A 23,916-nucleotide genomic window follows, 5' to 3' on the forward strand; every position below is an offset into this window, starting at 1 on the left:
GCCCCCTCTCAGTCGCGCCCGGGCGCCCTGGCGAAAATGCCTCCCGGCCGGAACACGAGGAAGGCGAACAGGAGCATCATAATGTAGAGGTCCCGTTCGGTCACACCGCGCAGGAACTGGAACAGGCTCTCCAGCCCGCCCACGATCAGACCGGCGATGATCGCCCCAGATATGCTGCCGAGGCCGCCGATCACGGTGACAATCAGGCCCTTGACCGTGAGCGGCTGAGCCAACAGCGGCGACAGCATGCCGATCGCCGCGCCGCTCATGGCGCCGGCAATGCCGCCCAGCATGCCGGTGACCACGAAGGTCAGGACGTTCACCTGCAGGATGCTGATGCCGCAGAGTTGCGAGGCGATCGGCTGCTGCGAGACGGCGCGCGTGGCGATGCCCAGCCTGGTCCGATAGAGCAGCAGCAGGAACAGCACCATGCAGGCGCAACCAAGCACGAAGACGAACATCAGGTCGCCGCGCAGCATGAACGGGCCGAGCCGCACGACCACGTCCGAGTACAGCGCCGGATAGGCCAGCGGCACGCCTTGGGTCGTGTGCACGATAATCTCGTCAATCAGCAACAACAGGCCGACAGTCGACATCAAGGTGGCCAGCGGATTGGCGACGGGGATGAACTTGAAGCCGATGAAATAGACGAGCGCGCCGATCACCCCGCCGCACAGCGCCGCGGCCATGAAGACGATGATGGCCGGCGCGGCGGTGAAGCCGCCGAGAAGCAACAGGCTTCCGTAGGCAGCGCCGATCGACGCTGCGGCATAGGAAAGGTTGATCTTGTGCATCACACCGAAGATGAGCGTGAAACCAATTCCAAGCAGCGCGTAGGTGGAGCCGAACAGCAACCCGTCGGCGACGGACTGCACGGCATCGATCAGATCAAGCAGGTCCACTGAGGCGCCCCCACACTACAGGGTCAAGGTTGACAGGAGGCGGCGGGCCGGTCGGCCCGCCGCCTCATTGACAGCGATCACGACGAAGGCTTGTGGAGGACTTGCCAGCTCCCGTCCTTCGCATGCACGTAGAGATATGGCTTGATCGCTTCGCGGTCGTTGGTGCGTCCGACGCTGCCGAGCAACCCTTTTGTTTCCTTCAACGCGGCCAGCCCCTGACGCATCTTGGTACGGTCGGCCTGCACGGTATCGGGCTTCGCCATGATCTTCTGGCTTTCGATCACGTCCTTTAGGATGAACATGATCTCGTAGGCCGCCGCGCTGTGCAGATCCATGCTGCCGCCCTGCTTGGAGACGTTCTCGGCCGCGGCTTTCGCCTCCGCGGTGACGGGCGCAAAACTGGTCGGAATGATGATGCCCTCCGCCTGCTTGGCGCAACCCTGCAGCGTCTCGATACTGGAGGAACTGGTCAGGCCGATCAGGAGTTTCGGCTTCACGCCCTGGCGGTCCATCTCGCGCAGCACCCCGCAGGTCGTGAACGGGTGGGCGGAAATAGCGACGATCTCCGGATTGGTACGGCGCATTTCGCGTACCTGCGTCGAGAAGTTCGTGTCATTCAGCAGCCATTCGCCGGTCCCGAGCAGCTGGAAGCCGTTCTCCTCGGCCTGCTTCTTCATGACGCCGTAGGTGGCATTCGAATGCGCAAAGTCCTTTTCGACGCCGCCATAGATCGTCTTCAGATTGGGGTGCTCCCGCTTCAGCCATGCGAACAGCGATTTGTACATTTCGAGCTCGCTCGGGACGTTGCGAAACGCCCACTCGGAAATCGCAGCGAGGCCGCCCTTGGCAGCGACGTCGGCGAACACGGGAAATTGCAGCCCGCTGTCGGAGGTATCGCCCACCTTCTTCTGCAGAATGCCGAAAAGCGACTCGGCAACGTTCGAGCAGGTCGGTCCGACTGCCACAAAGGCATCCGACGAAGCGATGCGGCGGATGACGGAGATCCCCTCTTCGGCATTGCAGCGATCATCGAGGAATTCGACCGAAAGCTTCGCTTTCGCGCCGTCGCCCAGGGTGACGCCGCCCGCCTTGTTGATCTCCTCGGCGGCCGCCTTCATGGCCGCCTCGCTGTTGACGCCGAACACGCGGACGACGCCGGATTTGGCGCCGAAGCCGGTGATCTTGACTGTACGCTCCTGCGCTAAAGCGCCGCCCGAAACACTGGTCATCAGGCCGGCAAGCAGCGCGGCCGCCGCAACATTGACAATTCTCATGGTGCCTCCTCCTGCTGAAAAGCGGGCGGTTTTCCGCCTCGTTGTGGTTGAGAAATTGCAAAGTCGGTCCCGCGCCGCACCCCCTGTGCTTGACCGTCCGCGGACACTGGTGAGCCTGAGGAATGTCACGCCCGTTTGCAAGTCCCTTGTCTTCCAGCCCAGGCTTATGTCGTGCCGCAGCAATCGAATGGCAGGCGAGCCGGCGGCCATCCAACACGACGGGCCGGCCTGTTCGGTGTCGCGAGATTACAGATTGCTGTCGCATCATCTGAAATGGAATGTGGCGAACTCGTCCGGTGCCGCACGTTCGCTTACAAGCGAATTTTCCGGAGCTTGCGGATCGGCAAATCCAAGCGCCATGCCCGAGAGAATGACCTGATCGCCCGGAATCGAAAGTTCGTCATGCACGATCGAACCGTATTCGCACCACGACTGCTGCGGACAGGTTTCGAGGCCGTGCGCCCTCGCGAGGATCATGACGTTCTGCATGAACATTCCACAATCGAGCCAGGAGCCGAGGAGAAGAAAGCGGTCCATGGCAAAGAACAATCCGACGGGGGCGCCGAAGAATTCGAAGTTCCTCAGCATCACCCGTTTGCGGCCCTCCCGGTCATCCCGCGTCAAGCCATGCAGCCTGTAGAGATCAAACCCGATGCGCCGCCGGCGGGATAGATAGGGCTCCTTTAGCGGCGACGGCAGATAGGCATATTCGTCGGAACGAGCACCAACATTTGCTGCTGCGAGAACGGCCCGAGAAAGCCGATCGCGAGCGGCCCCCATAACAACGTAGACTTTCCAGGGCTGGATGTTGGTACCGGACGGTGAGCGCGCCGCATCAGCCAGGATCGTTCGTACAGTCTCCAAGGGCACTGGCGTCGGGAGAAAGCTGCGCACAGACCGACGTCCGGCGACAGCTTCTCTCACCGTCAACTGTCGACGTTGACCCGCATCCCGCATCGCACTGATACTCTCGGTGTTCAGGTGCATGGCGTTCTTCATTACTTCGGATCAGCGCCGCTTCATTGCCGCAAGCTCGTCACGCCGCTTCTGCCTCAACACGAAGCGCTGCACCTTGCCGCTCGGCGTCTTTGGCAGCAACTCGACGAAGTGGATGTTTCGCGGATAGGCATGCGCCGCGTAGCCGACCTTCACCCACTGCTGAAGATCTTGAACGATGTCCGTCGAGGGCTTCACGTCCGAGCGAAGAACCACGAATGCTTCGAGAACCTCGCCGCGAATATCGTCCGGCACCGCAATCACGGCGCACTCGCGTACCACAGGGTGAGTGGCCAACACGGATTCGACCTCAAAGGGGCCAATCCGATACCCGGCCATGATGATCACGTCATCGTCCCGCGACGAGAAGTGAAAATAGCCGCCCTCATCCTTCCAGCCGACGTCGCCGGTCAAATACCAGCGCCCTGCCCCGGCAAACTTTTCGGCGCTTTTTTCCGGATCGTTCAGATATCCCGTGAACCAGGCCAGAGGGCTTCGCGGCACTTCAACGGCAACCCTGCCAAGCTCTCCATCCGGAGCGGGAGCATCCTCATGCTGCTGCAAAACGAGAACTGCCCAACCCGGCATGGGCATTCCCATTGACCCGTCCTTGAGCGGTCTCTTCAAAGCGGGATGGTGGTGGTTGTTGATGAGCATGCCAGCCTCGGTCTGTCCGTAATGGTCATGAACGGGCACACCCAACGCACCGACAGCCCACTCGTTGACCTCTGGCGTAAGCGGTTCTCCCGCGCTCGAAGCACAGCGGAGTTGCAGGGTGCGTGGCGCGGCGACTGGGGTGGCGCGCAACGATCGATAGACGGTCGGAGCTGCAGCAAAGTTCGTTACTTTGTAGCGAGACAGAACTTCGTATGTAGCTTCAGCGTCGAATCCGCCTTGCAGAAGGAGGCTCGGGATGCCCGTCGTGAACGAGGCAAGCACGCCGAAGTACAAGCCGTAGGCCCAGCCTGGATCGGCGGCGCACCAGAAAAAGTCGTCGGAGCGCAGGCCGAGCCCTAACTCGGCGTAAGCCTGAAAGCCGGCGAGCGCCTTGATCGGCACCACCACGCCCTTAGGACGACCGGTCGTACCCGACGTATAGATGTGGATGAGCGGCGCATCGCCGCCGAGAGAGGCGGCTGGCCATCCGGGGGGCTTGGCGGCAAGGAGTTCTGCGAAACGGAGCGCAGCGGGCGGAACGAGGTGCTCTGGAGCCGTGGTAATGATCTGCCATGATGCATCAGCGGGAATTTCGGCGCTGGGCGCCAGTTTGGCCTGTTGGTTCTCATCGCACACGACGACTTTCGCGGCACTCCCCGCCAATCGCAGCGCAATGGCAGAAGGCGCAAAAGCCGTAAACAACGGCACGTGAACAGCTCCGAGGCGCCAGATCGCCATAAGCGTTACGAGATACTCGATGCTCTTCCCCATCAACGTGGCCACCCGATCGCCGGGAGATACACCGAGATCTGCCAATCCTGAGGCCAGACGCTCAGAAGCGGTGCGCAGGTCGCCGTAGGTGAGGTCCGCAGCGTCCAAGTCGGCGCCCACCACGCGATAGGCGAGAGCGCTCGGGGTGGTGGCGATCACAAAGAAGGTAGGCTGCGCTCGCGCGCTCGTCGCTGTAGCGCGAAACGAGCTCGCGAACGCGGTCGAATAGATCCTGGCTTTGCGTTGTCGTTGGCAACGATGCCTCTCCTGAGCGCGCCCTTACACACAATCTCGATGGCGACTGCCGCGGCTTAGGGTCGGGTAACGGACGGTGAGAATTTGCATTCTACCAGTATTATCGTTTCCTTCACCTAATGTTCTAGTTACACGGCGACCATTATTGATTTCATATTTTCATCAAAACTAGAATTGCAATTCTACCATGTCAAGTGGCAAGATGCGTCACTTGCTGCGGATTGCCAAATTCGGTCTTCGAAATGGGAAATTGCGACTCGGGCTCGAACAAGCCAATGATTCTGCGCGTAATCATCGTGTGCCTGATGGAGAAGTGATGGCTCGCACTCGCCCAATCAAGCAGGCCGACAGCGCTCGTTTGCGTGCGCCGTCGCCCGAAAGGCGCGCTGCCATCCTTCGGGCTGCCCGCAACCTAGTGGCCGACGTTGGCTTCCGCGACGCGCAAATGGCTGCGGTGGCCGAAGCAGCCGGTATCGCGCTTGGAACGCTGTACCGTTACTTCTCCTCGAAAGCAGAGCTGATGATCGAGGTGGTGGGCTATGTTTCCCAGCGCGAGGTTGACGCGGCGGCGGGCGTGGCCATGGGCGATGGAAGCGCTGCCGAGCGGCTCGCCTTGTCTGCCTGGACGTTTGCAAGTCGTGCCTTGCGGGGTCGCAAACTTGCCCATGCCCTGGTGGCTGAGCCGGTGGAGCCCGAGATCGAAGCGGCGCGTCTCAAGTATCGAAAGAAGCTCGCGAGAGTCTTCGAAACGGTTATCGAGCAGGGCATCCGGGACAAGGATTTTCCCTTGCAGGACGTTCATGCCGCAGCATCGTGCATCGTCGGTTCCTTGTTTGAAGGATTGGTCGGTCCACTTGCCTCAGACAACCTCACAACCGATCGCGAGCGGCACGACCACGCTGTCGCCATAGTGGGCTTCTGCTTGAGGGGCGTGGCAGGACGAAACGAGACCTTCACGCCACCTCTGCGTGAGGTAGTGTAGCCAGGGCGATGCCGGCAGCATCTGGATCGGCATCATCAACGGCTTGCTCAAGCTGGTCCGCCTTGCCAAGACGCCGCCAGCGATCAACAATGACGCCTTGCCGGCAATGGGGACGCGGTTTGGTATATGCTCGGCGCCCTCGTCTAAGAACCGGATCGGACGGCGCGCGCCGACGCTTCGCCACAGCTCGGGCGCCGCGGGAGGAGCAGCGATGGTACGATCACCGCAAGGCGAGCGTGCGGCACGGCCGAAGCGAACGATCCTCAGGCCCACACGCAGGACGCGTGCGGCGAAATCCAATCGGCGGTCGCACGACGGGGCCGGCAACGGCGTGTTTTCTGGTCTCGGCCGCAGCGAAGCAAACTTCGCCCCGCTCACACCCGTTTCGTTCCTGCCGCGCTCGGCCGAGATCTATCCGGATCGGGTCGCGGTAATCCACGGCGAGCGGCGGTACAGCTATCGCCAGTTCTATGAGCGCGCCCGTCGCCTCGCATCGGCGCTTGCGGGCGCCGGTGTCAAGCGCGGCGATACCGTCTCGGTCATGCTGCCGAACGTACCGGCGATGCTCGAGGCGCATTATGGCGTGCCGATGCTCGGCGCGGTGCTGAACGCCATCAACACCCGTCTCGAGGCCGCAACGATCGCCTATATTCTCCAGCATGCCGAGGCGAAGGTATTGATCACCGACCGCGAGTTCGCGGCGCAGGTTGGTCCTGCGCTTGCGACGCTGAAAAAGCGACCGCTGGTGATCGACGTTGACGACGAGCTCTATACCGGGCCCGGCGAGCGGCTCGGCAAGGTCGAATACGAGGCGTTCATCGCCACGGGCGATCCGAACTTCGCCTGGAGTGCGCCGGCCGACGAGAGCAGTGCGATCGCGCTCAATTACACGTCCGGCACCACCGGCAACCCGAAGGGCGTCGTCTATCATCACCGCGGCACTTTCCTCGAGTCTGTCGGCAACATCATGGCTTGGCCGATGCCTCCGAAGCCGGTCTATCTCTGGACGCTGCCGATGTTCCACTGCAACGGCTGGTGTTTTCCTTGGTCGGTGGTGGCGATGAGCGGCACGCATGTGTGCCTGCGCAAGGTCGATCCGGCGCTGATCTTCCCGATGATCGTCGAGAACGGCGTAACGCACATGTGTGGCGCGCCGACGGTGCTGACGATGCTGACGTCGGCGCCGGCCGAGCAACTTCGCCGATTCAACCATGTGGTGGAAATCCAGACCGGCGGTTCGCCGCCGCCGGCCAAGGTGATCGAAGCGATGGAGCAACTCGGCTTCCGCGTCACGCACATCTACGGCATGACGGAGCTGCAGGGTCCTTCGACCTATTGCGCGCCGCAGGATGACTGGTCGGTGCTGCCGCTCGCAGAACGCGCCGGCTTCGTCGCGCGCCAGGGCGTCCGCTATCCCGTGGTCGAGGGGCAGATGGTGGCCGATACCAGGACGATGAAGCCGGTGCCCCGCGACGGCCGGTCGATCGGCGAGATCATGGTTCGCGGCAACACGGTGATGCTCGGCTACCTGAAGGAGCCGAAGGCGACGTTCGACGCCTTCCGCGGCGGCTGGATGCACACCGGCGACCTCGCGGTCGAGCATCCGAACGGCTACGTGGAGATCAAGGATCGCGCGAAGGACATCATCATCTCGGGCGGCGAGAACATCTCCAGCGTCGAAGTCGAGATCGCACTCTACAAGCACCCGGCGGTGCAGCTCGCCGCCGTCGTCGCGCGGCCGGATTCGAAATGGGGCGAGACGCCCTGCGCCTTCGTGCAGCTCAAGCCCGGCACTCAGGCGACCGAGGACGAGATCATCGCCTTCTGCCGCGACAGGCTCGCGCACTTCAAGGCGCCGAAGTCGGTGGTGTTCGGGCCGCTGCCGACGACTGCAACCGGCAAGGTGCAGAAATTCACGCTGCGGGAGCGCGTGCGAAGCCTATAAGAAGCAGTGGAGGACATGGTCTTTCCACTCGCCAAGGTCTTCTGGCCCCGGATCGGGGTAGCAACTCAGATGAGATACCGCAGCCTTACAAGGGACCGTCAGGTCCATGGGTCCAATCAGACCGACAACGAGGAGGAGGAGGAAACAAATGCGACCATTATCGAGCTTCGGGTTGCGCGCGGCCTTGGCCGCGTTCGTCTTTCTGCTGGCGGCGCCGGCTTCGCTGGCGCAACAGCCCATCAAGGTCGGCATCGTGACATTCCTGTCCGGTCCGGCCGCTGGTCCGTTCGGGATTCCCGCCCGCAACGCGGCCGAGCTGACGGCCGAGTTGCTCAACGCAGGCACCGTACCCGCACCCTATACCCAAAAGGGCTTCGGCGGAACGCCGATCGAGCTCGTCATCATCGACGAGGCGGGTGGCCCGCAGAAGCAGGTGGCCGAGTATCGCAATCTCGTGCCAAGAGTCGACATCGTGATCGGCTATATCTCGAGCGGCGATTGCCTTGCGATTGCGCCCGTTGCCGAGGAGCAGAAGAAGCTCACCGTCCTATTCGACTGCGGCACGCCGCGCATCTTCGAGGACGCAAGCTACAAACATGTATTCCGCACCGGTCCGACCGGCACGATGGATAACGTGTCCGTCGCGCTTTATCTGGTGGAGCGCACCCCCAACGTAAAGTCGATTGCAGGCCTCAATCAGAACTATGCCTGGGGTCAGGACTCCTGGGCGGACTTCGAGAACGCCATGAAGACCCTCAAGCCTGGCATCGAGGTGAAGACCTCGCAGATGCCGAAGCTTTTTGCGGGTCAGTTCGGCGCCGAAATCACCACGCTTCTCGGTAGTGGGGCGGAGGTGATCCATTCCAGCATGTGGGGCGGTGATCTTGAGGGCCTCGTGCTGCAGGGCGCACCGCGTGGCCTGTTCGAGAAGCACAAGGTGGTCCTGTCAGCCGGCGAACCGGCCATCAACAGGCTGGGCACGCGGATTCCGGACGGAACCATTCTGGGGGCGCGTGGTCCGTTCGGGCCGTTCGCACCGGACACTGATCTCGCGCGCTGGCTGAAGACCACCTACCAGGACCGCTACCACGTTCCGCCGAACTATGCGTCCTTCAAGATGACGCAGGCTATCCTCGGCGTGAAGGCGGCCTACGAGAAGGCCAAGGGCAGCGGCAATGGGGCACCCGACCAGGACAAGATCATCGCTGCGCTCGAGAACCTGGCCTTCGAAGGCCCCGGTGGGCCGGTGAAGATGGCGCTCGGCAAGGGCCACCAGGCGATCATGGATGCCGCTGTCGGCACGACCAAGGTCGAGGGCGGTGAGCTCAAGATCGTGGATGTCGCACGCTATTCCGCGGACAAGGTGAATCCACCCGACGGCGTGAAAAGCGAAGCCTGGATCAAGTCTGGCCTCAAGAAATAGCAATCAGGGACGGCAGCTCTGCAGGCTGCCGCCGCTTCGCTTCCAATGAGCACCATCCTGCCTGTTGCCTTCGACGGCATCGCCTACGCATCCTGGCTGTTCCTGATCTCAGCCGGGCTGACACTGATCTATGGCGTCATGCGCATCCTCAACGTGGCCCACGGCAGCCTCTACGCCCTGGGCGCCTATGCGGCCTGCTCGCTTGCCGGCGCATGGCTCGGTGGCGGACTGCCGGCGGCCGGCAGCTTCGCCATGCTGCTGCTCGCGGCCGTCCTCGTCGGCTCCCTCGTCGGTCCGCTGATCGAGCGTGGCCTGCTGCAGTGGATGTACGGAAAGGACGAGGTGGTGCTGGTCCTGATCACCTATGCTGTCTTCCTGATCATGGAGGACGTGATCAAGCTGGTGTGGGGCGTGGACTCGCTGCTGCTGCCCGAGCCCTACGCGTTGCCCGGAAATTTTCAGCTCGGCGGCCTGCCTTACCCCGTCTACAACGTACTGCTGATCGCATTGGCGCTGGCGACCGGGCTCGCCGTTGCCTGGGCGCTCTATCGCACACGCCAGGGCAAGGTGCTGCTCGCCGTCATCCACGACCGTGAGATGAGCATGGCCATGGGCATCAACGTGAGCCGGGTCTATCTCGCCACCTTCGCCATCGGTGCGACGCTGGCGGCGCTCGGCGGAGCATTCACAGCGCCGACGATAGCCGTGACGCCCGGCATCGGCGTGGAGGTGATCGTGCTCGCCTTCGCGGTGGTGGTGATCGGCGGTCTCGGCAGTCTCGGCGGAGCGGCGCTCGGCGCGCTTCTGGTCGGCCTCGTCCGCTCGGCCGCGGTGCACTACTGGCCGGAGGCCGAGCTGTTCTCGATCTACGCGGTGATGGCCATGGTGCTCATTGCGCGCCCGAAGGGACTGTTCGCGGCGCAGGAGGCGCGCAAGATATGAAGGCTGCAATCGTCGCAATCGCTTCTCTCGTCGCGCTGACAGCGTTGGCTCTGCTCTCGCCGCAATGGCTGGTGTTCATGGCCATGCTGGCGCTCGCCAAAGGCGTGGTGGTGCTTGGGCTTCTTGTGCTGATGCGCACCGGGCTCGTGTCGTTTGGGCAGGGGCTGTACTTCGGTATCGGCGCCTATGCGGCTGCGCTGCTCTCGCATCATCTGCATGTTGCCGATGCGGCCGTGATGCTGCTCGCTGGCGCCGCTACCGCTGGGTTGGTAGCCGCTCTGCTGGGACTGCTGCTCGCTGGGTATCGCGACATCTTCTTTGCCATGCTGTCGCTGGCATTTTCGATGATCCTGTACGGCGTGCTGGTGAAGAGCGCCGCGCTCGGCAGCACGGACGGGTTCAACCTGCATGCGCGCACATTCTTCGGAGCTGCCTTGGCGCCCGGCGTGGAGCGGCGGGTGTTTCTCATTGCCGGCGCGGTCTGTGCAGTGGTTGTGGCGCTATTGGTGCACAGGCTGCTGGGCGGACACTGGGGACGGTTGGCCACCGGCGTGCGCGACAACGAGCTGCGGGTGGCCTATCTCGGCGCCTCGCCCTACCGCGTGGTGTACGTCAACTACCTGATCGCGGGTGCCATGGCGGGCCTGGGCGGCGCCCTCGCGGCACTCGCGGTCGGCCATGTCGATCCCGAGATGACGTATTGGACGACCTCAGGCGAGTTCGTGTTCATCGCCATCCTGGGCGGCATCCAGAGCATTCTGGCACCGTTCATGGCGGCCACCATGTTCGAGGCTCTGCGCACGATCGCCAGCCAGTACGCGCCCAACGTGTGGCAGATGTCGCTCGGCCTTGCCATGCTGGCCATCATCATGTTCCTGCCGGCCGGCCTATGGACACTCGCCGAGCGACGGCGGAGGTCCGCATGAGTGCGGTGCTGACTGCAGGAGGGTTGCAGAAGAGCTTCGGCGCCGTGCGGGCGGCAGCCGATATCAGCCTGACGTTCGATCCCGACACCGTCGTCAGCCTGATCGGTGCCAACGGCGCCGGCAAGACGACCTTTCTCAATATGGTGACTGGCTACCTCAGGCCCGACAGCGGGCAAATCCTGTTCGGCGAACGCGACATCGTGGGCCTCAGCCCGCGCCAGATCACCAAGCTCGGCATCTCACGCTCGTTCCAGATACCGCAGCTCTTCAACTCGCTGAGCGTTCGCGAGAATCTGCTGGTCGCCGAGAGTATCGCCGCGACTGACAATCCGCAGGCTGCGACCGATGAGGCGCTGGCGCGGTTCGAGCTGGCTCCCTATGCTGCGCAGAAGGCCGGCCTGTTGCCCGAAGGAATCCGCAAGCTACTCGACGTTTCCATGGCGCTGTCCAGCCGCTCCAAGCTGCTCCTGCTTGACGAGCCGACGAGCGGCGTCTCCGCCGACGAGAAATTCGCCATCATGGACGTCGTGATGAGCGCGGCGCATGTCGCCGGGGTGACGGTGATCTTCGTCGAACACGATATGGACATCGTGGCGCGATTTGCGGGGCGCGTGGTGGCGTTCTACGACGGCAGCATCATCGCGGACGGATCGCCCGACACCGTGCTGCGCGCAGAGAACGTGCGCCGCTACGTGATCGGCGAGGAGATACCCCATGCTGCGGCTTGAGGGTGTCTCCGTGTCAATCGGGGCGGTGGCGATTCTGCGCGACGTCGATCTCGAGGTCAGCGCAGGGGAATTCGCCGGCCTGATCGGGCGCAATGGCGCAGGAAAGACCACCCTGTTGCGCACCATCATGGGGCTGCAGGCGCCAGCGTCCGGACGGCTCGACTTCGAGAGCCGGGAGCTGGCGGACTTGCCAACCTACCGTCGCGCAGGGCTCGGCATCGGCTACATGCCGGAGGACCGGCGGCTTGTGCCGGACCTGTCGGCGGAGGAGAATATCCTGCTGCCTGCCTGGGCCGCGGACGCGGACGACGCAAAGGTGCAACTCGCGCAAATCTACAACACCATCCCGGAGCTGACGACCTTGCGCGCGCGCAAGGCCTTGCAGCTCTCGGGCGGCCAGCAGAAGCTGGTGGCCTTGGGGCGGGCGATGATGGCGGGGCGCAAGCTTCTCTTGCTCGATGAGCCGTTCGAGGGCGTGGCGCCGGTGCTGGCCCGGCGTCTGGCCGAGGTGATCGCGGGGCTGCGCAAATCCGGATTGTCGGTGATTCTCGCCGAATCCAGCATGACGCACGCGCATGGCCTGCTCGATCGCGTGTTCACCATTGACCGCGGATCGGTAGGCGTGAGGAGTTGAAGAGGAACGCGCATGCCGGCAATGCGAGCGGCGCCACAGCCATCGAGCGCCGCCGCACGCGACGGCGCATGGGGAGATCAACTCCCCGGCAGTCGACTCGTGCGGGCGCGGTCGAAAAACTCCAGCGAAATCAACTGGGTCTAGCCGATCTGGTCCAGTCCGGTCTGGAATATCCTAGAGAGGACACTGCTCCGTCGAGCCTCGTCCACATCACTCGGCGCGGCCAAGGTCGTGAATGACCGGTCGAAGGTCGCTTGCGGTTAGCTCCAAAGTAGCCAGTGTGATAGGCAGCTTGAAACGCCGTGGCCCGGCGCTTCCAGGATTCAGATAAAGCACACCGTCAATCGTTTGGACCCGCGGTCGGTGCGAGTGGCCGGAAACGACCACGTCAACTCCGCAAACTGCTGGATCGATCTGCAGTTGCTGAAGGTCGTGCACAATATAGAAGGACCGCTCCCCGAGCCGTACCACCTGAGTGTCGGGATAAAGTTTCGCCCAGTCGCTGGTATCGATGTTTCCTCTAATCGCAGTGACAGGCGCAATCCGACGGAGTTTGACGAGAACGTCCACGCGACCAATATCGCCAGCGTGGATGATATGCGCCACCCCGGCAAGCTCTTGCTCCGCCTCGGGCCGCAGGAGCCCGTGGGTGTCCGAGATGATTCCAATTCTCAGCACTGCGCAGTATCCCTCGATGCGCGCCCGAACGGCGTGCATTGGCCGTCGCAAGATTTTTCTTGATCTCCCGGTGCACACGTCGTGCACACGCTACCTTCTAACCAATTGAAAAACCTAAACTCTCCCTCCAATCCATCATGGGCACGACGGAGAATTTCCAGTCTAAATCATTCATCTCATGAAGCAATATCCGGGCCCTCTGCCAGCACCCAAGATGTAGTCAGCGTGCAATCGCGCTTCTTCGGGTCCTTGTCTTCATCTTGCCGAACCGGCGCTATTTTTCTCGCGTTCATCGGCTGCTGATCTAAAGTGGTTACGAAGTCGTTTTCCAGAGGAGCAACTCGCTGTGACTAACATCTTGGCAACGAAAGATTGGCCTATCGATCCCCGGTCGAACTGGGCTGCGCTTTCCCAAGCCGAACGCGACGCTGCCTATGACAACAATGCCGCGGTGAAGGACAGCGCTGCCCTGATCGCGGAGCGAAACGAGGCCTCCAAAGCGCTGCGGGCCAGCCGCAAATCCTTCCTTGATGTCGCCTATGGCGACCGCGAGAGGACGAAGATCGACCTCTATCCGGCCGCCGACAGCGCGGCCCCCTGCCTGGTTTTCTTGCATGGCGGTTACTGGCAGCGCAATTCGCGCGAAGTCTTTGCCATGCTGGTCGAAGGCGTCGCAGCCCATGGCTGGTCGGTTGCCATTCCCGGATATTCGCTGGCGCCCGACGTTTCGTTGACGGACATCGTAGCGGAGATATCCCAGTCGCTCGATTGGCTGGCCAAAAACGGAGAGGCGCACGACATCTCCGGGCCCGTCGTGCTTTCGGGCTGGTCGGCTGGCGCCCATCTCGTCGCAATGGCACTTGATCACCCGCGCGTCGCCGCAGGACTGGCGATTTCCGGCGTGTACGATCTTGGGCCCATCCGCGATACTGGCCTTAACAATGCGCTGAAGCTAACCAGCGCGGAAGTCGCGGCATTATCGCCGCTTCGCCTGCCCGCCGTCCACAAGCGCCTCGACATCGCCTATGGCACGGCCGAACTACCGGCGCTGGTTTTCGATTCAATCAAGCTTCATGAAATGCGCATCGCCGCTGGCGGGCCCGGCAAGCTCTTCCCGATCGAAGGCGCGGACCATTTCAGCATCCTCGCAGAACTGCGACGCCCCGACGGCGCGCTTGTCGATATCGCCCGCAAGCTCGTCCTATAGCCCTTGCCTAGATTATTGGCGTCTTGATCGCGCCTGCGTCCATCCAGACCTGGTCGTCCCTGATCTGGACCGGGTATAGCCGCAACGGCCGGCTCGGCCAGCCGTAGGAAATCCGGCCATTGCGGAGATCGAACGAAGCCGCGTGACGGGGACAGAACAAGCGCCCTCCCGACAAGTGTCCGAGACTGAGGTCGGCCTGTTCGTGCGGACACATCCGTTCGCAGACGACCGCGCGTCCTTCGCTCCAGACCAGGATCAAATCGACGCCGGTCACGCGGACACAGACGATCGTTTCCGAAATCAGCCGGCCGAACCCGCAGACTGGCATCCATTGCCCGTCGCCTGACAATGCCGCCGTTTCGGGCCGCTCATCCGCCAAGATAGGCCTTTCGCACGTGCTCGTTCTCGATCATCTCCGCACCAGCCCCGGAAAGAACAATACGGCCGCCTTCCAGCAGGTAGGCGTGGTCGCACATCTCGAGCGCCGCAAACGCGTTCTGCTCCACCAGCAGGAGCGTCGTTCCGGCATCGCGGATGCCGCGGATGATCGCAAAAGTCCGCTCGACGATGTTGGGCGCGAGCCCAAGGGAAGGCTCGTCGAACATGATCAGGCGTGGACGTGACATCAGCGCCCGGCCGATCGCCAGCATCTGCTGCTCCCCGCCTGACAAGGTGCCGGCGGCTTGTCGCTTGCGGTCGGCCAGGCGCGGAAATTCGGCATAGATCCGATCGCGGTCCGCCGCGATTTCGGCAGCACTGCTGCGCAGATAGGCCCCCATGTCGAGATTTTCCTCGACCGTCATGTGCGGAAATACCCGCCGTCCTTCCGGACAATGCGCGATCCCGCTCGCCACCACGCGCGGCGGCTTGGCGCCCGCGATGTCCTTGCCCTCGAACAGAATCGAACCCGAGCGCGGCGCAACGAGCCCGGAGATCGCACGCAGCGTGGTGCTCTTGCCGGCGCCGTTGGCGCCGATCAGGGCGACGAGTTGACCGGCCTTGACCTCCAGCGAAATGCCTCGCAGCGCGGTGACCCCGCCATAGCCGCACACCATGTCGAGAATCTCAAGCACGTGTCGCTCCCTGCCCGAGATAGGCCTCGATGACGGCCGGATCGTTCCGGATCACGTCCGGCGGACCTTCGGCGATGATACGGCCGTAGTTCAGCACCACGATTCTATCAGAGACGCTCATCACCATCGGCATATCGTGCTCGACCAGCAGGATGGTGACGCCGTGATCCCTGATACTGCGGACCAACTGCACGAATGTATCGGTTTCCGAGGCATTCATGCCGGAGACCGGCTCATCGAGCAGCAGCATCGAGGGCTCGGCGGCCAGCGCCAACGCCACGCCGACAAGCCGCTGCTCGCCATAAGACAGCGACCCTGCCCTGATAGCCGATAGCGAACGGTTCTCCGACGACGCGGTATTTTCCCGGTTCCTGTTGCTGGGCGTAGGGCAGCGTCTCGCTGCCCTGCACGGCGGCATCGATGCGACCTTGCTTGAGCTGGTTGCGGACATCGATGCTGTTTTCGCCCGGAACATATTGCACGGCGGGGTTTCCGCTGGCTTCGCAGTTCTGCTTGCTCCACTTCTCGATCTCGATCGGGAAACTGGTGCTTCGAGTCGTTCCGACCTTCTTGCCACAGAGATCGATGGCTGACCTCGCCGCGCTGTCAGCCAGAACGAAGAACTGCGGGCCTGTGGTCAGGTAGTCGACGAAATCAGCCGTCTCGCGGCGTGAACTCCGATCCGAAATGCCGCTGATGATGAAATCGGCGCGCTTGGTCTGTAACGAGGGGATCAGTTCGGCGAACGGCGTTTCGCTCCATATGATCTTCACATTCAGCCGTTTCGGGAGCTCGTTGGCGAGATCGATGTCGAGCCCAACGAGCTGGTTGGTCGAGGGATCGCGATACTCCATCGGCGCGTAGGTCGAATTGACCGTGAGCCGCAATGCGCCCGCCTGCTTGATCGCATCAGGCAGTTCGACGGCGTTCGCCGTCGCAACAGCAGTCAGGGCAGCAAGACCGGCGGAGCTCGAGATGCGTTTCATATCAGCTCCCCCGTTGGCGCCGCGACCGGCTGCCTGACGTCCGGCTCGACGACACAGGCGCGCTCCGTGATGACAGCATATTGCTCCGGCCGCCGATGGGCGGCGAAATTGAACATCTTGTCCTTGCCTTGGCGGCAGAGATCGAGATCGAGGTCGGCGACAAGAACTTCATCCGCGAGCGTCTGCGCTTCGGCGACTATTCGGCCATCAGGGTCCACGATGCAGGAGCCGCCGATCAGTCCGGAGCCGTCCTCGTCGCCCGCCTTGGCGACCGCGATTGCCCAGGTCGCGTTCATGTAGGCATTGGCTTGAGTTACGAGCGTCGAATGAAAGGTGCGAAGCACAGCGTCTTCCGTAACCCCGCCGTTTGGATCGTAAGCCGCAGAATTGTAGCCGACGCAGACCAGTTCGACGCCCTGCAGGCCCAGAACCCGCCATGCTTCCGGCCAGCGGCGATCGTTACAGATCATCATGCCCACGATGGCGTGGCACCAGCCGGGTCCCGCCCGAAAAGCGGGAAATCCCAAATTGCCATATTCAAAATATCGCTTTTCAAGCTGCTGGTAGCGCGCGCCGGCACGCACCTCGACCGAGCCGGGCAAGTGCACCTTGCGATAGCGACCGAGAACTTCGCCGTCGCTGTCGACGAGGATCGAACAGTTGTACCGCCGCCCTTCCGAAGTCAGTTCGGCGTAACCGACATAGAAGCCGACACCAAGCGTCCGCGCGCGATCGAACAACGGCTGCACCGCCGGATTCGGCATGCCGTGCTCGTAATATTGATCGAGCGCCCCGCCCTCGATTAGCCATCGCGGGAAGAAAGTCGTGAATGCCAACTCGGGAAACACCACCAGCTTCGCGCCAAGCGCGGCAGCCTGATCGAGGAGCTTTAACATCCGATCGAGCGTGCGCTCTCGCGTATCAGCCTTTTGCGTCGGCCCCATCTGAGCGGCGGCGGCGCGAAGAACACGGACCAACATTGCCTCCAATCTATGCGGATTGCTGCCTCATTAGGCGGATGATCTCAACCGAACTGCGCGCAACAACGCACGCTATTACGCAAACACACGACGCCAATGGCAATCACTCGTGCTATGATATTTTCGCCCAGACTATAATCGGCAGTTATTATGAACTTGCGCCAACTCGAGATCCTGCGTGCAGTCATTCGCCACCGGACGACAGTCGCGGCAGCGGATGATCTGGCATTGTCGCAGCCGGCGATCAGCAACGCGCTGAAAGCCATGGAAGCGCAAGCGGGGTTCGCGTTGTTCGAGCGTGTCAACAACCGCCTGTTCCCAACCACCGAGGCGATGGCGCTGTACAAGGAAAGCGAGGCGATCTTCGCGCTGCATGCAAAACTCGAGAACCGCGTGCGTGACTTAAGGGAGTCTCGCTCGGGGCATCTCTCGATCGTGGCGACGCCGCCCGTCGCCTACAGCATCATTCCACCCGCTATGTCAGGATTCCTGCACCGTCGCCCGCAGACGCGGATGTTCTTCGATGTCCGGCGCTACGAAGGAATCATCGAGGGCGTGCTGAGCAGGGTTGCGGAACTGGGCTTCGCCCTCGGTCTGTCGCCCCACCCGGGCATTGCGCACGAGGTGGTTCACTCGGGCGAAATGGTCTGCGTCTTGCCACCGAAACATCCGCTTGCCGAACGGCCGGTCATTTCCGCCGCCGACCTCGTCGGCTTACCCTTCATCGGGCTGGAGCGCGGCACGCGTTTGGGCGAAGCCGTGCGCGAGAGTTTCGCGCAAGCCGGCGCACCGTTTCAGCCGACCGTCGAGGTGCGATACTGCAACACGGCCTGCGTGCTCGCGGTCGCCGGGGTGGGCGCTGCGGTCGTCGACCCGTTTTCGCCGAGCCAAGGCGGCAGCCACGATCTCATCGTCCGGCCTTTTGCGCCCAAAACACACGCGGTGGCCTACATGCTATGGTCGGAAGCAGAACCGCTATCACGTCTGGCCAAGGCATTTCTGGACGAAGTCCGGCAGGCGAGCCTGCTTTTGGGCCGGGAAGGTTCCTGACTGTGTCCACGAGGTCCGCGCCAGCGAAGCCGACCTCACTGAAATCGGGCGGCATATGGCCGGACATTGATGGTGAGGCCCCATGGTCGATGTTTCAACGCTGAGTCCCCCGGAACTCGATGAGCATTTCCTGCGGCTGTCATTCGCGGTTGCCCGCCGCGCCATCAGCCACGGCAACCACCCCTTCGGGGCGGTTCTGGTCGATCAGGGCCGTAACGTCCTGATCGAGACCGAGAATGGTTACATGCCGTCGCATGACGGCACCGCGCATGCCGAACGGCTACTGGCAACGCAGGCCTGTACCACGGTCGCGCCTGATATCCTGGGCAACGCCACGCTCTACTCGTCGGCCGAACCCTGCGCGATGTGCGCTGGCGCGATCTACTGGGCAGGCATCGGCCGCGTCGTCTACGGCTTGAGCGAACTTCGGCTGCGCCGTCTGACAGGCAACCACCCGGAAAACCCGACCCTCGATCTTCCCTGCCGTGAAGTATTCGGCAGCGGCCAGCGCGCGACGGAGGTGGTTGGGCCGTTGCTGGAAGACGAGGCCGCCGCGGTGCATGACGGCGTCTGGGACAAGTAGCCGCGCTCGGACAGTAATTCTGCAACATGTGGATCGGCGCTATCGCTGGGAGCGCGAGGGGGCGTCTGCTCCCGCGAAGCAGTCCGGAATCGCGCGTCGCCCGTTTGCCGAAGAGTTATGCCGGGGCTGACGCGTTTTCCCCACTTACGCGCGGGTCCAAACTAGCCCAATATCGAGGCATCCTTTCCTCTTATGCGTGACGACGAATGCAGGACTCTACGACTGACTCGCAGCACACCGACGCTAAACCTCTGCTTCAGGCAGTTGGTTTGACCAAGCGCTACGGTGACTTCCTGGCGAACGACCGAATCGACATCGATATCTGGCCGCAACAGATCCACGCCCTGCTCGGCGAGAACGGCGCGGGAAAATCCACCCTGGTGAAGATCATCTACGGATTGATCCGGCCGACCGGTGGCGAAATGCGCTGGCAAGGCGAGGCTATGGTTCTCTCCGGACCATCGGAAGCGCGCGTGCGCGGCATCGGCATGGTGTTCCAGCATTTCTCGCTGTTCGACAATCTCACCGTCGCCGAAAATGTTGCGTTGGGTCTCGACGGCAGAGAATCCTTCAAGGACATGTCGGCGCGCCTTGAGGAAGTATCCCGTGTTTACGGGCTCCCGCTCGATCCCAAGCGCGAGGTCTGGCAATTGTCGGTTGGCGAGCGTCAGCGCATCGAAATCGTTCGAGCACTGATGCAGTATCCGAAATTCCTGATCCTCGATGAGCCGACCGCGGTACTGACTCCGCAGGAGGCCGACCAGCTCTTCACTGTGCTCGAGCGCCTCAAAGCCGAGGGCCGCGCCATCCTCTACATCAGCCACAAGCTCGAAGAGGTGAAGCGGCTATGCGACACCGCCACGATCCTGCGCGGCGGCAAGAAGATCTCGACCTGCAATCCCAGGATGGAAACCGCGGCTTCGCTCGCCCGCATGATGGTTGGCGGCGAGATCAAGGAAGTGAAGCCGGCTGCCAACCGCAAGATCACGGTGCCGCGCCTCGTGGTCAACGACCTCAGCCTCGAGCCCGACGATCCGCACGGCATCCAGCTCCAGCACATCTCCTTCGAACTCAAAGGTGGTGAAATCCTGGGCATTGCCGGCGTCGCCGGCAATGGTCAGGACGAGCTTTTCGCCGCCCTGTCAGGGGAACGGCTGGCGCAGGACCCCGGCACAGTTGTGATCGACGGAACTGCCGCCGGTCACCTTTCGATCACGCGGCGGCGCCGGCTCGGCGCGGCGTTCGTGCCCGAAGAGCGGCTCGGTCACGGCACAGCGCCACGCATGAAATTGTCCGAGAATGCATTGCTGACCGGGCATGCCGCGAGCAACATGGTTCAGCATGGTTTTGTGAAAACCGCCGCAATGCTCCGAACCGTTGATCGCACCACTGAGGCCTTCGACGTGCGCAAGGCCAAGCGCGATCCGGAAGCTGCCACTCTCTCGGGCGGCAATTTGCAAAAATTCATCGTCGGCCGGGAAATCCTGCGTAATCCTGCCGTGCTCGTCGTGAATCAACCGACCTGGGGCGTCGACGCGGGCGCCACCGCCGTAATTCGGCAGGCGCTGCTCGACCTCGCCGCCGGCGGCGCCGCCGTTCTGGTCACGAGCCAGGACCTCGACGAACTCGCCGAAATCACCGACCGCATCGCCGTGATGTTCCATGGCCGTTTGTCGGAGCCGGTGGCCACTCACGATGCCAGCCGCGAGGAACTCGGCTTGTTGATGGGCGGAAGCAGTATCGAGCAAAAGGACGCGGCGCATGCAACTGGTGCTTGAAAGGCGCGCCGAACGATCAAACACGATCGCGCTGGTTTCGCCGTTGATCGCCATTGGCCTCACGCTCGCGACCATGAGCATCCTCTTTGCGATCCTTGGAAAGAATCCGATCTCCGCGCTCGGCGTTTACTTCATCGATCCGCTCACGGACGGATATTCGCTGCAGGAGATCGCGGTGAAGGCTACTCCGCTGGTGATGATCGCGATCGGCCTCTCACTCTGCTATCTCGCCAATGCCTGGAACATCGGCGCCGAAGGCCAATTCCTGATCGGCGCCGTCGCCGGAAGCTGGCTTGCGGTGAAGACGCACGGCACCGACGCCGGCCATTGGGTGCTGCCGGCGATGCTCCTGCTCGGCGCAGCAGGCGGCGCGCTTTATGCGCTGATCCCGGCGATCTGCAAGGTCAGGTTCGGCGCCAGCGAGATCCTGACCAGCCTGATGCTGGTTTATGTCGCCGACCTCCTTCTCGATTATCTCGTGCGCGGTCCGTGGCGGGATCCCGCTGGCTTCAACTTTCCAACCACCGCCGAATTCGATCCGGTCGCGACGGTGCCGGTCCTGATTGAGGGCGGCCGCCTGCACCTCGGCGCGGTCATCGCGCTCATTGTCGTGGCGGCCGGCGTGGTGCTGCTCGGGAAAACCATCAAGGGCTTCGAAATCCGCGTCATCGGCGCCGCCCCGCGCGCCGCGCGTTTCGGCGGTTTCAAGTCCAACCAGTTGGTCCTTCTGACCTTCGCGATGTCAGGCGCGCTGGCAGGTTTGGCCGGAATTATCGAGGTGGCCGGTCCAGTCGGAAATCTCCGGCCCGGCATCTCGCCCGGCTACGGCTTCACCGCGATCATCGTCGCGTTTCTGGGGCGACTGAACCCAGTTGGAATACTAATTGCAGGCCTTTTCCTCGCACTCACCTTCATTGGCGGCGAGCAGGCCCAGATCGCAATGAAAATCCCGCTTGACGTAACCAAGGTATTTCAGGGGATTCTGCTGTTCTACGTGCTCGCCTGCGACTCCCTCATTCTGTATCGGTTCCGATTGATTTTGCCTACGCCAAAGGTGTCCCGTGGGGCTGCTTGAAGCAATCATCCTTGCCGTGCTCGCGGCATCGACGCCGCTGCTGATCGCCGCCACCGGCGAACTGGTGACGGAGCGGGCCGGCGTCCTCAATCTCGGCGTTGAGGGCATGATGATCGTGGGAGCGGCTTGCGGGTTCGGCGGCGCCTGGCTCACCGGCTCAACCATGATTGGCGCCCTTTGCGGGATCGCCGCCGGCACGTTGCTCTCGCTGATCTTCGCGATGATGGCGTTGGGCCTGGCGGTCAACCAGGTGGCGACGGGTCTCGCGCTGACGATCCTTGGCGTCGGGCTGTCCGGCCTGATTGGCGCCCGTTTCGTCGGCGAACGGATAACGACGGCTCCGCATCTTCACATCCCGGGCTTCACCGACATTCCACTGGTCGGGCGGATTCTGTTCGGCGAGGACGCATTCGTCTATTTCTCACTGGCGCTGGTTGTCGGCGTCTGGCTGTTCCTGTACCGGACGCGGGCCGGATTGGTACTGCGGGCCGTCGGCGACAATCATGTTTCGGCGCATGCGCTGGGATATCCGGTGCTTCGGATACGGATGCTGGCCGTTATGTTCGGCGGCGCATGCGCGGGGCTGGCTGGCGCGTATCTTCCCCTCGCCTACACGCCGTTCTTCATCCCGGGCATGACGGCCGGCCGCGGCTGGATAGCGCTCGCGTTGGTCGTGTTTTCGTCATGGCGACCGGCCCGTCTCGTGATCGGCGCGTACCTGTTCGGCGCCGTCACCATCCTGCAGCTTCACGCGCAGGGCTGGGGTGTCGGCATTCCATCGCAATTCATGTCGGCATTGCCGTATCTCGCGACGATCATCGTCCTGGTTCTGATTTCGCGGGCGCGAACCGGGGGCTCGACTGCACCCGCCTCCCTGGGCACGATTTTCGTGCCCGACCGATAGACATATCCGAAGCGCGCGCGACGGGGCGTGCGCGCTTCGGGAGTAACTGGCCACCCCTTACTAACCGGAGAAACCCATGAGAAAAATTCTCATCGCGACCACGGCGGTAATGCTCGCCGCCAGCGCAAGCATGGTCGGTGCTTCCGCCGCCGAGAAGCTCAAAGTCGGCTTCATCTATCTCGGTCCGGTCGGCGATCTAGGCTGGACCTACCAGCACGATTTGGGCCGCCTGGCCATGGTCAAGGAATTCGGCGACAAGGTCGAAACGACCTATCTGGAAAATGTCAGCGAGGGCCCGGACTCGGAACGCTCGATCGAGCAGCTGGCGCGCGCCGGCAACAAGCTGATCTTCACCACGTCATTCGGTTACATGGACCCGACGCTGAAGGTCGCCAGGAAATATCCCAACGTGCATTTTGAGCACGCGACCGGCTACAAGCGCGACAAGAACGTGTCGACCTATTCCGGCCGGTTCTATGAGGGCCGCTATATCCAGGGCATCATCGCCGCCAAGATGTCGAAGGCCGGCGTGCTCGGCTACATCGCTTCGTTCCCGATCCCGGAGGTCATCTCGGGCATCAACGCCACGATGCTGGGCGCGCAAACGATCAACCCCAACATCAAGGTCAAGATCATCTGGGCGAACACCTGGTTCGATCCCGGCAAGGAAGCCGACGCGGCCAAGGCGCTGCTGGATCAGGGCGCCGACATCGTCATGCAGCACACCGACAGCCCGGCACCGATGCAGATCGCGTCGGAACGCGGCAAGCTGGCGTTCGGCCAGGATTCCGAGATGATCAAGTTCGGACCGAAGTCGCAGCTCACCTCGATCATGAACAATTGGGGACCCTATTATATCGCGCGGGTCAGGGCCGAACTCGACGGCACCTGGAAGTCGGAAGACTACTGGGGCGGCCTGAAGACGAAAATGGTCGTTATGGCGCCCTACACCAACATGCCTGACGACGTGAAGAAGCTCGCGATGGAAACCGAAGCCGCTATCACGGAAGGCAAGCTGCACGCTTTCAAGTGTCCGGTGATCGCACAGGACGGCAAGGAGGTGGAGTGCAAAGGCGGCACTCACCTCGATGACGGCCAGATCCTGGGCATGAACTTCTACGTGAAGGGCATCGACGACAAGATTCCCGGCAAGTAAGGCAGGAAAGC

Annotated in this window: 23 protein-coding genes and 1 pseudogene; 14 read left to right on the plus strand and 10 right to left on the minus strand. The window is 62.6% G+C overall.

Translation table 11 applies throughout. The features are described from left to right. Nucleotides 1-8 precede the first annotated feature (8 nt). From V1290_RS09330 to V1290_RS09345, 4 genes are all read right to left on the minus strand, one after another. The gene (locus tag V1290_RS09330) at nt 9-902 is read right to left on the minus strand and encodes a branched-chain amino acid ABC transporter permease (RefSeq protein WP_334364130.1); all 894 of its coding nucleotides are present in this window, start codon (nt 900-902) and stop codon (nt 9-11) included. Between the two features lie 77 nt (nt 903-979). Then, a complete protein-coding gene (locus tag V1290_RS09335; RefSeq protein ID WP_334364131.1) occupies nt 980-2,176 on the minus strand; it encodes an ABC transporter substrate-binding protein in 1,197 nt (398 codons plus the stop codon). 264 nt (nt 2,177-2,440) lie between these two features. Further along, nucleotides 2,441-3,163: a nitroreductase gene (locus V1290_RS09340; RefSeq protein WP_334364132.1), complete on the minus strand. Its 723-nt coding sequence runs from the start codon at nt 3,161-3,163 to the stop codon at nt 2,441-2,443. A gap of 21 nt (nt 3,164-3,184) precedes the next feature. Beyond that, nucleotides 3,185-4,759, minus strand: coding sequence for an AMP-binding protein (locus V1290_RS09345; RefSeq protein WP_334364133.1), 1,575 nt, complete (start codon nt 4,757-4,759; stop codon nt 3,185-3,187). Between the two features lie 283 nt (nt 4,760-5,042). Between V1290_RS09345 and V1290_RS09350 the strand changes: the two genes are divergently transcribed. From V1290_RS09350 to V1290_RS09380, 7 genes are all read left to right on the plus strand, one after another. Continuing rightward, on the plus strand, nt 5,043-5,837 hold the full coding sequence (locus V1290_RS09350) for a TetR/AcrR family transcriptional regulator (protein ID WP_334364134.1): 795 nt from the start codon (nt 5,043-5,045) through the stop codon (nt 5,835-5,837). A gap of 211 nt (nt 5,838-6,048) precedes the next feature. Then, nucleotides 6,049-7,782, plus strand: coding sequence for an acyl-CoA synthetase (locus tag V1290_RS09355; RefSeq protein WP_334364135.1), 1,734 nt, complete (start codon nt 6,049-6,051; stop codon nt 7,780-7,782). Nucleotides 7,783-7,930: 148 nt separating this feature from the next. Then, complete coding sequence (locus V1290_RS09360) at nt 7,931-9,205, plus strand: ABC transporter substrate-binding protein (RefSeq protein WP_334364136.1); 1,275 nt, start codon at nt 7,931-7,933, stop codon at nt 9,203-9,205. 45 nt (nt 9,206-9,250) lie between these two features. Further along, nucleotides 9,251-10,147 carry a branched-chain amino acid ABC transporter permease gene (locus V1290_RS09365; RefSeq protein ID WP_334364137.1) on the plus strand — a complete coding sequence of 299 codons (897 nt, stop codon included), beginning with the start codon at nt 9,251-9,253 and terminating at the stop codon, nt 10,145-10,147. Further along, the gene (locus V1290_RS09370) at nt 10,144-11,073 is read left to right on the plus strand and encodes a branched-chain amino acid ABC transporter permease (RefSeq protein WP_334364138.1); all 930 of its coding nucleotides are present in this window, start codon (nt 10,144-10,146) and stop codon (nt 11,071-11,073) included. The genes V1290_RS09365 and V1290_RS09370 overlap by 4 nt, the downstream gene beginning before the upstream one ends. Further along, nucleotides 11,070-11,801 (plus strand): ABC transporter ATP-binding protein, encoded by a 732-nt coding sequence (locus tag V1290_RS09375; protein WP_334364139.1) that lies wholly within the window; start codon nt 11,070-11,072, stop codon nt 11,799-11,801. Before V1290_RS09370 ends, V1290_RS09375 begins: the two co-directional genes overlap by 4 nt. Next, nucleotides 11,788-12,435 carry an ABC transporter ATP-binding protein gene (locus V1290_RS09380; protein ID WP_334364140.1) on the plus strand — a complete coding sequence of 216 codons (648 nt, stop codon included), beginning with the start codon at nt 11,788-11,790 and terminating at the stop codon, nt 12,433-12,435. The genes V1290_RS09375 and V1290_RS09380 overlap by 14 nt, the downstream gene beginning before the upstream one ends. 210 nt (nt 12,436-12,645) lie before the next feature. Here the strand turns inward: V1290_RS09380 and V1290_RS09385 are convergent, their stop codons facing one another. Continuing rightward, nucleotides 12,646-13,113, minus strand: coding sequence for a metallophosphoesterase family protein (locus V1290_RS09385; protein ID WP_334364141.1), 468 nt, complete (start codon nt 13,111-13,113; stop codon nt 12,646-12,648). A gap of 346 nt (nt 13,114-13,459) precedes the next feature. Here V1290_RS09385 and V1290_RS09390 point away from each other — a divergent pair, with 346 nt between their 5' ends. Continuing rightward, nucleotides 13,460-14,320, plus strand: coding sequence for an alpha/beta hydrolase (locus tag V1290_RS09390; RefSeq protein WP_334364142.1), 861 nt, complete (start codon nt 13,460-13,462; stop codon nt 14,318-14,320). A 7-nt stretch (nt 14,321-14,327) separates the two neighbouring features. On the opposite strand, the gene V1290_RS09395 is transcribed toward V1290_RS09390, so the two are convergent. The 5 genes and pseudogenes from V1290_RS09395 to V1290_RS09415 all read right to left on the minus strand — a co-directional run bounded on the left by V1290_RS09395 (nt 14,328) and on the right by V1290_RS09415 (nt 17,359). Then, nucleotides 14,328-14,699: a Rieske (2Fe-2S) protein gene (locus tag V1290_RS09395; RefSeq protein ID WP_334364143.1), complete on the minus strand. Its 372-nt coding sequence runs from the start codon at nt 14,697-14,699 to the stop codon at nt 14,328-14,330. Then, a complete protein-coding gene (locus tag V1290_RS09400) occupies nt 14,689-15,393 on the minus strand; it encodes an ABC transporter ATP-binding protein (protein ID WP_334364144.1) in 705 nt (234 codons plus the stop codon). Before V1290_RS09400 ends, V1290_RS09395 begins: the two co-directional genes overlap by 11 nt. Continuing rightward, complete coding sequence (locus V1290_RS36460) at nt 15,386-15,970, minus strand: ATP-binding cassette domain-containing protein (RefSeq protein ID WP_442895053.1); 585 nt, start codon at nt 15,968-15,970, stop codon at nt 15,386-15,388. The genes V1290_RS09400 and V1290_RS36460 overlap by 8 nt, the downstream gene beginning before the upstream one ends. 34 nt (nt 15,971-16,004) lie before the next feature. Beyond that, a pseudogene (locus V1290_RS36465) lies at nt 16,005-16,379 on the minus strand (transporter substrate-binding domain-containing protein); the annotation flags it as partial. Further along, a complete protein-coding gene (locus V1290_RS09415; protein ID WP_334364146.1) occupies nt 16,376-17,359 on the minus strand; it encodes an N-carbamoyl-D-amino-acid hydrolase in 984 nt (327 codons plus the stop codon). The gene V1290_RS09415 and the pseudogene V1290_RS36465, both read right to left, overlap by 4 nt. 150 nt (nt 17,360-17,509) lie before the next feature. Between V1290_RS09415 and V1290_RS09420 the strand changes: the two genes are divergently transcribed. From V1290_RS09420 to V1290_RS09445, 6 genes are all read left to right on the plus strand, one after another. After that, complete coding sequence (locus tag V1290_RS09420) at nt 17,510-18,409, plus strand: LysR family transcriptional regulator (protein WP_334364147.1); 900 nt, start codon at nt 17,510-17,512, stop codon at nt 18,407-18,409. Nucleotides 18,410-18,491: 82 nt separating this feature from the next. Then, nucleotides 18,492-18,992, plus strand: a complete 501-nt coding sequence (locus V1290_RS09425) for a nucleoside deaminase (RefSeq protein ID WP_334364148.1) — start codon at nt 18,492-18,494, stop codon at nt 18,990-18,992. A 206-nt stretch (nt 18,993-19,198) separates the two neighbouring features. Then, the gene (locus V1290_RS09430) at nt 19,199-20,770 is read left to right on the plus strand and encodes an ABC transporter ATP-binding protein (RefSeq protein WP_334364149.1); all 1,572 of its coding nucleotides are present in this window, start codon (nt 19,199-19,201) and stop codon (nt 20,768-20,770) included. Beyond that, nucleotides 20,754-21,845 carry an ABC transporter permease gene (locus tag V1290_RS09435; RefSeq protein ID WP_334364150.1) on the plus strand — a complete coding sequence of 364 codons (1,092 nt, stop codon included), beginning with the start codon at nt 20,754-20,756 and terminating at the stop codon, nt 21,843-21,845. Before V1290_RS09430 ends, V1290_RS09435 begins: the two co-directional genes overlap by 17 nt. Next, nucleotides 21,832-22,749: an ABC transporter permease gene (locus V1290_RS09440; RefSeq protein ID WP_334364151.1), complete on the plus strand. Its 918-nt coding sequence runs from the start codon at nt 21,832-21,834 to the stop codon at nt 22,747-22,749. Before V1290_RS09435 ends, V1290_RS09440 begins: the two co-directional genes overlap by 14 nt. Before the next feature lie 76 nt (nt 22,750-22,825). Beyond that, a complete protein-coding gene (locus tag V1290_RS09445) occupies nt 22,826-23,905 on the plus strand; it encodes a BMP family ABC transporter substrate-binding protein (RefSeq protein ID WP_334364152.1) in 1,080 nt (359 codons plus the stop codon). The last annotated feature ends 11 nt before the right edge of the window (nt 23,906-23,916 follow it).

This window comes from Bradyrhizobium sp. AZCC 1578 (assembly GCF_036924675.1).
Classification (GTDB): Bacteria; Pseudomonadota; Alphaproteobacteria; order Rhizobiales; family Xanthobacteraceae; genus Bradyrhizobium.

What these genes read in the sequence shown, in the direction of transcription:
- V1290_RS09335 (WP_334364131.1), bottom strand. Translation starts at nt 2,176, where the DNA reads ATGAGAATTGTCAATGTTGCGGCGGCCGCGCTGCTTGCCGGCCTGATG.
- V1290_RS09340 (WP_334364132.1), bottom strand. Translation starts at nt 3,163, where the DNA reads ATGCACCTGAACACCGAGAGTATCAGTGCGATGCGGGATGCGGGTCAA.
- V1290_RS09350 (WP_334364134.1), top strand. Translation starts at nt 5,043, where the DNA reads ATGTCAAGTGGCAAGATGCGTCACTTGCTGCGGATTGCCAAATTCGGT.
- V1290_RS09355 (WP_334364135.1), top strand. Translation starts at nt 6,049, where the DNA reads ATGGTACGATCACCGCAAGGCGAGCGTGCGGCACGGCCGAAGCGAACG.
- V1290_RS09360 (WP_334364136.1), top strand. Translation starts at nt 7,931, where the DNA reads ATGCGACCATTATCGAGCTTCGGGTTGCGCGCGGCCTTGGCCGCGTTC.
- V1290_RS09365 (WP_334364137.1), top strand. Translation starts at nt 9,251, where the DNA reads ATGAGCACCATCCTGCCTGTTGCCTTCGACGGCATCGCCTACGCATCC.
- V1290_RS09370 (WP_334364138.1), top strand. Translation starts at nt 10,144, where the DNA reads ATGAAGGCTGCAATCGTCGCAATCGCTTCTCTCGTCGCGCTGACAGCG.
- V1290_RS09375 (WP_334364139.1), top strand. Translation starts at nt 11,070, where the DNA reads ATGAGTGCGGTGCTGACTGCAGGAGGGTTGCAGAAGAGCTTCGGCGCC.
- V1290_RS09380 (WP_334364140.1), top strand. Translation starts at nt 11,788, where the DNA reads ATGCTGCGGCTTGAGGGTGTCTCCGTGTCAATCGGGGCGGTGGCGATT.
- V1290_RS09415 (WP_334364146.1), bottom strand. Translation starts at nt 17,359, where the DNA reads ATGTTGGTCCGTGTTCTTCGCGCCGCCGCCGCTCAGATGGGGCCGACG.
- V1290_RS09420 (WP_334364147.1), top strand. Translation starts at nt 17,510, where the DNA reads ATGAACTTGCGCCAACTCGAGATCCTGCGTGCAGTCATTCGCCACCGG.
- V1290_RS09425 (WP_334364148.1), top strand. Translation starts at nt 18,492, where the DNA reads ATGGTCGATGTTTCAACGCTGAGTCCCCCGGAACTCGATGAGCATTTC.
- V1290_RS09430 (WP_334364149.1), top strand. Translation starts at nt 19,199, where the DNA reads ATGCAGGACTCTACGACTGACTCGCAGCACACCGACGCTAAACCTCTG.
- V1290_RS09435 (WP_334364150.1), top strand. Translation starts at nt 20,754, where the DNA reads ATGCAACTGGTGCTTGAAAGGCGCGCCGAACGATCAAACACGATCGCG.
- V1290_RS09445 (WP_334364152.1), top strand. Translation starts at nt 22,826, where the DNA reads ATGAGAAAAATTCTCATCGCGACCACGGCGGTAATGCTCGCCGCCAGC.